General features: G+C 39.9%; 5 protein-coding genes and 1 pseudogene. 4 read left to right on the forward strand and 2 right to left on the reverse strand.

Annotated features, from left to right (window positions below):
* The 3 genes and pseudogenes from AC2JBO_RS42195 to AC2JBO_RS42205 all read left to right on the forward strand — a co-directional run.
* Positions 1-827 (forward strand): annotated as a pseudogene (locus AC2JBO_RS42195) (HlyD family secretion protein); the annotation flags it as partial.
* Positions 828-843: 16 nt separating this feature from the next.
* Positions 844-1,998: an ABC transporter permease DevC gene (devC, locus tag AC2JBO_RS42200; RefSeq protein WP_496959597.1), complete on the forward strand. Its 1,155-nt coding sequence runs from the start codon at positions 844-846 to the stop codon at positions 1,996-1,998.
* A gap of 152 nt (positions 1,999-2,150) precedes the next feature.
* Positions 2,151-2,888, forward strand: a complete 738-nt coding sequence (locus AC2JBO_RS42205; RefSeq protein WP_496959598.1) for a DevA family ABC transporter ATP-binding protein — start codon at positions 2,151-2,153, stop codon at positions 2,886-2,888.
* A gap of 137 nt (positions 2,889-3,025) precedes the next feature.
* Here AC2JBO_RS42205 and AC2JBO_RS42210 read toward each other — a convergent pair whose 3' ends face one another.
* Positions 3,026-3,889: a hypothetical protein gene (locus AC2JBO_RS42210; protein WP_496959599.1), complete on the reverse strand. Its 864-nt coding sequence runs from the start codon at positions 3,887-3,889 to the stop codon at positions 3,026-3,028.
* 99 nt (positions 3,890-3,988) lie between these two features.
* Here AC2JBO_RS42210 and AC2JBO_RS42215 point away from each other — a divergent pair, with 99 nt between their 5' ends.
* On the forward strand, positions 3,989-4,753 hold the full coding sequence (locus AC2JBO_RS42215) for an HAD family hydrolase (protein ID WP_496959600.1): 765 nt from the start codon (positions 3,989-3,991) through the stop codon (positions 4,751-4,753).
* Between the two features lie 205 nt (positions 4,754-4,958).
* On the opposite strand, the gene AC2JBO_RS42220 is transcribed toward AC2JBO_RS42215, so the two are convergent.
* Positions 4,959-5,955: hemolysin family protein (locus AC2JBO_RS42220; RefSeq protein WP_496959601.1), on the reverse strand; the 997-nt coding region annotated here is incomplete at its 5' end.

The raw sequence follows: 5,955 nt of genomic DNA on the forward strand, positions 1-5,955 counted from the left end.
CTGATAGTTTGACTGCGACTGTCGCGCGTACCCAAGCTGAACAGCGTAATGCTCAAGTTGATTTTGAACGCTATGAAAGTTTATTCCGTGAAGGCGCCATATCGGCACAAGAACGTGACAAGAGAAGATTAAGCGCTCAAACTAGTTCTTCACAAGTTACCGAAAGTCAAGCACAGCGTCGTCAAGCGATTGCGACTTTACAGCAGCAACTTGCTGAAGCGCGCGCGAATCAAATAAAAACTGTTGCGACTTTACAGCAGCAAATTACTGAGGCAAGAGTAAATCGCGACAAGACTATTGCGACCTTACAGAAGCAAATTGAGGAAGAAAGGTCTAGATTAGGCAAGCTACAAGATACGGGTCCTAGCAACGTACAAATAGCTCAAGCGCAGGTCAGCAGTGCTATTGCGAATCAGCGTAGAGCTGAAACACAACTTAGTCAAAGCTACATTAAGGCGCCTATTTCGGGGGAAATTCTCAAAATTCACGCGAAACCGGGAGAAGTAATGACTCAGAACGGAATAGCAGAAATTGGGCGTACTGATGAAATGTTAGTTGTTGCTGAGATACCAGAAGACAATATTGGTAAGGTTCGACTCGGACAAAAAGCAATAATTAGCAGTGATAATGGTGCATTTAATGGACAGTTACAAGGTACTGTCACCGAAATTGGTCGAAAAGTTGGTAAGAGAGATGTTCTTAATACTGACCCAGCAGCTGATGTTGACGCTAGAGTTGTTGAAGTCAAAATTTCTCTACCTCGTGAAGATAGCGAACGAGTATCTGGTTTAACGTTTGCAAAAGTTCTTGTTGAGATTGGAATTTAAAAAGTTAGGAAGTAAAATGTTGCGTAAAATTCCTTTAGCTTGGTTACAACTAACCCGTGAACGAACTCGTCTTTTAGTTGCGCTTGCGGGGATTGCTTTTGCTAATATTTTAATTTTTATGCAGCTTGGCTTTCAGGATTCTTTGTATTATAGTAATGTTCGCTTCCACGCTAGTTTACAGGGTGATGTTGTATTAATTAGCAATCAATCGAGTTCTTTGATTTCGATGAAGAACTTCTCGCAGCGTCGTTTATATCAAGCTTTAAATTTTAAAGAGGTTGAATCTGTTCACCCAATTTATTTAGATTTTACTAGTTTCAGAAACCCTATTACTGGTTTTCCACGTAATATTTTTGTGATTGGCACCAATCCTCAATCTAATGTATTAGATATTCCTGGGGTTTCTGAAAATCTTAGTAAGCTGAATTTACCTGATGTGATTTTATATGACCGTGCATCTCGGTCTGAATTTGGACCTATTGCTCAGAGATTTGAGCAGGGTGAAACTGTTACGGCAGAAGTAAGACAACGACGTATTCGCGTAGTTGGGTTATTTATGTTAGGCGCCTCTTTTGGTGCAGATGGTAATATTATCACGAGTGATTTAAATTTTTTAAGAATTTTCAATAATCATCAACAAGGTTTGATTGAAGTTGGGTTGATTAAATTAAAACCTGGGAGTGACGCAAATGCTTTAGTTCAAAAGCTTAGAAAATACTTGCCTCAAGAAGTTAATGTGATGACTAAGCAACAGTATATTGACTTTGAGCGTAATTACTGGGCAAGTAATACGGCTATTGGCTTTATTTTTACACTCGGCGCCATTATGGGGTTTATAGTAGGAATTGTTATTGTTTATCAAATTCTTTATACTGAAGTTACTGACCATTTATCTGAGTACGCGACATTGAAGGCTATTGGTTATACTCATAAATATTTACTGAATGTGATTTTACAAGAGTCTTTAATTTTAGCTGTTTTGGGGTATTTCCCCGGACTGGGTATCACGCTGTTTTTATATCAAAAAGCGCGCGAAGCTACTTTGTTACCTGTTTTTATGACCCTTACTCGTGCGATTGTGGTGCTGGTTTTAACAATTATTATGTGTTACCTCTCAGGTGTAATAGCTGTAAGGAAACTCAGTGCTGCTGACCCTGCTGATGTTTTTTGATTGTCAAGTGGGATGTCAGGCAAGATGCCTAACCTACTTATATTAATTATGTGGCTAGATTGTTGCAATTAATGCAAAACTAATACAAATAAAAAGTAACAATTTTATTGTTGACTGCACGCTTCATTTATCACTGTTTTTTGATATAATATATGACTCGAAACGAACCAGTTATTTCGATAAAACATCTTAACCATTATTACGGTAAAGGCGCCTTAAAAAGACAAATATTGTTTGATATTAATTTTGATATTCATCCTGGGGAAATTGTGATTATGACCGGACCATCTGGTTCTGGTAAAACAACTTTACTCAGCTTAATTGGTGGTCTGCGCTCGGTTCAAGAAGGAAGCTTACAATTACTAGGTCAAGAATTATACCGAGCTAGTCAGAAAAGGCTAGTACAAATTCGACGTAATATTGGCTTTATTTTCCAAGCGCATAACTTACTGGGGTTTTTAACGGCACGGCAAAATGTGCAAATGGCTGTGGAATTGAATGATAAGATTTCTCAGCTTGAAGCTATACGAATGTCTGAAGCTATGTTAAAATCTGTCGGTTTGGGACCACGAATAAATTACTTCCCTGATAATTTATCTGGGGGACAAAAACAGCGAATTGCGATTGCGCGCGCTTTGGTGAATAATCCAGCACTGGTGCTAGCAGATGAACCGACAGCAGCTTTGGACAAACAATCTGGACGCGACGTTGTGGAATTAATGCAGCGGTTAGCAAGAGAAAAAGGGACATCGATTATGTTAGTCACGCACGATAACCGGATTTTAGATATTGCTGACCGTATTATTAATATGGAGGATGGTGTTTTAGCAGGTGATTCTAAAAATGTAGTTCTTAGTTACGAATCTGGAATAAGAACTTATAACCCATAAGATTTTAGATTTTAGATTTTAGATTTTAGATTTTGGATTTTGGATCAATATTACTCAGCACTCATTACTCAGCACTCAGCACTCAGCACTCAGCACTCAGCACTCGATTGGTAGATGCACTCTGCTTCAATTGTTTGTTATGTGTTGTGTCCAGGTTGTTTAGGTATTTTTACTCCTTGTGCGGTTTGTGCGGGAGTTTGGGCGCCGTTAGCTTGACGACTGGTGCGGAAAGTTACATTTACACCTTCGTTCGATTGCTCTAGTACTAGTAAAGGTGTAGGTTTCGCTTTTTGATCCCATTGCATAAAGGCGATTCTACCTTGAATTGTCGGTTGCCAAGTATCGTGGTCTTCCGCAGGGCTTAAGTAAGTTTCGATACAGTCTATGATTTGACCAATCGTGGCAGAAGTTGCTTGTGTTGGCAGCTTCATCAATCTTATTTGGATGCGGAATAATACTCGCTTGATAATGTTGGGAGCAGCGCCTGTCTCATGTTCGACGTCAAAAATCTCATCGACTTGGCGCCCGCTACTGTTCGCGATGCCAACAACCCCAGTGTTAGCTTGGGATGGACGCAATGCCTGTGTAATTTTATCTTTGACCTTGATTTTAACTTGGTTGACAATTGCAAAATGAAATACCTCTTCAGACATCCGCATCCGCAAATAGTCCAGGTTAAACTCGCGCGAGTTGATTAAATCAGGATTTGTCTCCATTTTACGAATAGTTTCGAGAGCTAACTTTAACTTTTTTTCAAGTTCGCTGGCTCGAAACTTTTCAAATCTGATTTTTTTCTTGTGTTTATCGCTTTGTAGCTTGATGTATATAGCTAAGGCGACTAGTAACAGCGCAAGTCCACCAGATGTAACCATCCAAATGGAAGGTGCTTGTGAGTCCGAAGCTAACTGTTGCGTTGCTTGAGTCGTGCGAGTTGCTTCCGTTGCCTGATTTGTCTTTTTAGGTTTTGACCCTGTTTGAGCAATGAGAACTAATATTGACATAGCTGATACGCATAAACTTTACCTCTCTCTTTTAGGATGCCCAAATTAGCAGTATAATTTTTCGGTATATCTATTGAATAAGAGTGAATTTTTGGAACTATGTCAAATTCCTCAAATTTGAGTCAAATTCGTCTTATTGCGACGGATATGGATGGAACTCTAACTGTAGAGAGTAAATTTACCAGCTTGCTTTTACAGACGTTTGAAGATTTAAACGCAGCAGGTATACAAGTATTAATTGTGACGGGACGTAGTGCTGGTTGGGTAAGTGGGTTAGCGCATTATCTTCCTGTTGCGGGAGCTATTGCTGAAAATGGTGGGTTATTTTACCCGTGTAATGGTGAGGCGCCTCTAGCTTTAAGACCTATAAACGATATAGTTAGTCATCGCGAGCAGTTAGCGGCAACTTTTGCTGTTCTTAAGCAACAATTCCCTAAAATTCAAGAATCTGCTGATAATCGTTTTCGTATTACTGACTGGACTTTCGATGTTGCGGGTTTAAGTTTGGAGGAAATTAATACGCTTTCAGTGGAAAGTCAAGTTAGGGGTTGGGGTTTTACTTACAGCAATGTACAATGCCATATCAAACCCGCAAAACAAGATAAAGCAGTTGGACTATTAAGGGTTTTGCAAGAGTATTTTCCAGAATTAACTCCTCAAGAAGTAATAACTGTTGGTGATAGTCCTAATGATGAGAGTTTATTTGATAAGCGCTATTTTCCTTTGTCTGTGGGAGTGGCGAATGTTTCGCATTATCTCGATACGTTACAGCATAAACCAGCTTATATCATGGAGGGCGCCGAAGGTCTGGGATTTTGCGAACTCGCGAGAATGATTAGCTTGCAACGGATACAACGGATGTAACGGATAATTTATTGGTTACAAACAAACAGGAGCGTGGTTCATGTCATTAATTTTGGGGAGTTGGTAGCATAGGCGTCTCGCCTGTGCGTAGGTCAGACAAGATGCCTAACCTACGGGTTATTTTATATACTACCAAAATTAATGACACAGACTACTAGTTATTTAAAATCAAGCATCCGTTACATCCGTTACATCCGTTGCCAGATTAATCTTTGGTTTCTGTTTCTTCTTTATTGATTTGTGGTATTACTAGGACTTTATCGACGCGGTTTCCGTCCATGTCCATTACCTCAAATCGCATGTTGTGCCATTCAAAGTGGTCGGCTGCTTGGGGTATGCGTCCAAGATGGGTAATAACAAAACCTCCTAAAGTTTGATAGCTACCCCGGTCTTGATAACGTAATTCCTCAATTTTGAATAATTCCAAAAATTCATCAATGGCTAACATGCCGTCTAATAACCATGAACCATCATCACGCTGTATGATTTGAGGGTCTTCCTGATCGTCTAAGGAGGGAACATCACCTACTATTTCGATTAAAATATCGTTGAGTGTTACCAGTCCTTGAATTACTCCATATTCATCTACGACTATTGCCATATGTGTTACCGTTTGTTTGAACATTTCTAAAACTTTCAAACCACGGGTGCTTTCTGGCACAAATACGGGTTGACGCAGCCCAACTGTTAAGTCCATTGCTTGACCTGTAAAGCTTCGTGCTAATAGGTCTGTGACTGGGAGAATACCAAGAACGTTATCAAGACCGCCTTGGCATACTGGGTATCTAGAATAACCACTTTCAATGATTTTCTGACGATTTTCTTCGGCTGAGTCTTCTAATTCAAGCCATACTATATCTGGACGGGGAGTCATTAAGGCACTTACTGGACGGTCTCCTAGGCGAAACACCCGTTCTACCATGTCTTGTTCGGCTTCTTCAAATGTTCCTTCCTCGGTTCCTTGTTCGATTAAGACGCGAATTTCTTCTTCTGTTACTTGAGGTTCCGTTGATGGTCTTATTCCTAATAGTCGTAGTACTGCATCCGTAGAAGCACTGAGAAGGTAGACTATAGGTGTAGTCATCTTCGATAGCATCTGCATCGGAATAGCCATTATTGAGGCAATTGACTCTGGATTATTCAGCGCTAGCCGTTTTGGCACTAACTCACCTAAAATTAACGTTATATATGTGATAATAACT

This window comes from Calothrix sp. CBUCES-K 9914, from assembly GCF_059640475.1.

Excerpts from the sequence above, each read along its gene's own strand:
- AC2JBO_RS42205 (WP_496959598.1), top strand. The coding sequence starts at position 2,151 with ATGACTCGAAACGAACCAGTTATTTCGATAAAACATCTTAACCATTAT.
- AC2JBO_RS42215 (WP_496959600.1), top strand. The coding sequence starts at position 3,989 with ATGTCAAATTCCTCAAATTTGAGTCAAATTCGTCTTATTGCGACGGAT.
- devC (WP_496959597.1), top strand. The coding sequence starts at position 844 with ATGTTGCGTAAAATTCCTTTAGCTTGGTTACAACTAACCCGTGAACGA.
- AC2JBO_RS42210 (WP_496959599.1), bottom strand. The coding sequence starts at position 3,889 with ATGTCAATATTAGTTCTCATTGCTCAAACAGGGTCAAAACCTAAAAAG.